The organism is Pseudomonas sp. Pseusp10, from assembly GCF_059492225.1.
The window spans coordinates 1-2,500 of the sequence record NZ_CP168528.1; the positions used below are offsets into that span (position 1 = coordinate 1).

At 52.4% G+C, this 2,500-nt stretch carries 2 rRNA genes (1 of these 2 cut by a window edge); both read right to left on the reverse strand.

Features of this window, described 5'->3' with window-relative positions:
• Positions 1–48: 48 nt before the first annotated feature.
• Positions 49–164: ribosomal RNA gene (rrf, locus tag ACEN8Z_RS00005) — 5S ribosomal RNA — on the reverse strand.
• A gap of 156 nt (positions 165–320) precedes the next feature.
• Positions 321–2,500 (reverse strand): 23S ribosomal RNA (locus ACEN8Z_RS00010); it runs 714 nt beyond the window's last position.

The following is a 2,500-nucleotide window of genomic DNA, read 5'->3' on the forward strand; positions in this document are numbered from 1 at the left end:
CAAAAACAAAACCCCAACTGCTTTCGCAATTGGGGTTTCGGAATTTAATCTTGACGATGACCTACTCTCACATGGGGAAACCCCACACTACCATCGGCGATGCATCGTTTCACTGCTGAGTTCGGGATGGGATCAGGTGGTTCCAATGCTCTATGGTCGTCAAGAAATTCGGGTACCGAGTCGTGACCAGATGGCCTCGCTTCAGCAAATTGGGTAGGTGATAGCTTCGGTGTTTGGTGAGTATCTCGAACTTTCGGTTCTTGCGTCTTCACACACCGCAATCTGGCCTCTTCCGAGTTCGCAAATTGCTTGGGTGTTATATGGTCAAGCCTCACGGGCAATTAGTATTGGTTAGCTCAACGCCTCACAGCGCTTACACACCCAACCTATCAACGTCGTAGTCTTCGACGGCCCTTCAGGGGACTCAAGGTCCCAGTGAGATCTCATCTTGAGGCAAGTTTCCCGCTTAGATGCTTTCAGCGGTTATCTTTCCCGAACATAGCTACCCGGCAATGCCACTGGCGTGACAACCGGAACACCAGAGGTTCGTCCACTCCGGTCCTCTCGTACTAGGAGCAGCCCCTCTCAAATCTCAAACGTCCACGGCAGATAGGGACCGAACTGTCTCACGACGTTCTAAACCCAGCTCGCGTACCACTTTAAATGGCGAACAGCCATACCCTTGGGACCGGCTTCAGCCCCAGGATGTGATGAGCCGACATCGAGGTGCCAAACACCGCCGTCGATATGAACTCTTGGGCGGTATCAGCCTGTTATCCCCGGAGTACCTTTTATCCGTTGAGCGATGGCCCTTCCATACAGAACCACCGGATCACTAAGACCTACTTTCGTACCTGCTCGACGTGTCTGTCTCGCAGTCAAGCGCGCTTTTGCCTTTATACTCTACGACCGATTTCCGACCGGTCTGAGCGCACCTTCGTACTCCTCCGTTACTCTTTAGGAGGAGACCGCCCCAGTCAAACTACCCACCATACACTGTCCTCGATCCGGATAACGGACCTGAGTTAGAACCTCAAAGTTGCCAGGGTGGTATTTCAAGGATGGCTCCACGCGAACTGGCGTCCACGCTTCAAAGCCTCCCACCTATCCTACACAAGCAAATTCAAAGTCCAGTGCAAAGCTATAGTAAAGGTTCACGGGGTCTTTCCGTCTAGCCGCGGATACACTGCATCTTCACAGCGATTTCAATTTCACTGAGTCTCGGGTGGAGACAGCGCCGCCATCGTTACGCCATTCGTGCAGGTCGGAACTTACCCGACAAGGAATTTCGCTACCTTAGGACCGTTATAGTTACGGCCGCCGTTTACCGGGGCTTCGATCAAGAGCTTCGCGTTAGCTAACCCCATCAATTAACCTTCCGGCACCGGGCAGGCGTCACACCCTATACGTCCACTTTCGTGTTTGCAGAGTGCTGTGTTTTTAATAAACAGTCGCAGCGGCCTGGTATCTTCGACCGGCGTGGGCTTACGCAGCAAGTGCTTCACCCTCACCGGCGCACCTTCTCCCGAAGTTACGGTGCCATTTTGCCTAGTTCCTTCACCCGAGTTCTCTCAAGCGCCTTGGTATTCTCTACCCAACCACCTGTGTCGGTTTGGGGTACGGTTCCTGGTTATCTGAAGCTTAGAAGCTTTTCTTGGAAGCATGGCATCAACCACTTCGTCACCCAGAGGGTAACTCGTCATCAGCTCTCGGCCTTAAGATCCCGGATTTACCTAAGATCTCAGCCTACCACCTTAAACTTGGACAACCAACGCCAAGCTGGCCTAGCCTTCTCCGTCCCTCCATCGCAATAACCAGAAGTACAGGAATATTAACCTGTTTTCCATCGACTACGCTTTTCAGCCTCGCCTTAGGGACCGACTAACCCTGCGTCGATTAACGTTGCGCAGGAAACCTTGGTCTTTCGGCGTGGGTGTTTTTCACACCCATTGTCGTTACTCATGTCAGCATTCGCACTTCTGATACCTCCAGCAAGCTTCTCAACTCACCTTCACAGGCTTACAGAACGCTCCTCTACCGCATCATCCGAAGATGATACCCGTAGCTTCGGTGTATGGTTTGAGCCCCGTTACATCTTCCGCGCAGGCCGACTCGACTAGTGAGCTATTACGCTTTCTTTAAAGGGTGGCTGCTTCTAAGCCAACCTCCTAGCTGTCTAAGCCTTCCCACATCGTTTCCCACTTAACCATAACTTTGGGACCTTAGCTGACGGTCTGGGTTGTTTCCCTTTTCACGACGGACGTTAGCACCCGCCGTGTGTCTCCCATGCTCGGCACTTGTAGGTATTCGGAGTTTGCATCGGTTTGGTAAGTCGGGATGACCCCCTAGCCGAAACAGTGCTCTACCCCCTACAGTGATACATGAGGCGCTACCTAAATAGCTTTCGAGGAGAACCAGCTATCTCCGAGCTTGATTAGCCTTTCACTCCGATCCACAGGTCATCCGCTAACTTTTCAACGGTAGTCGGTTCGGTCCTCCA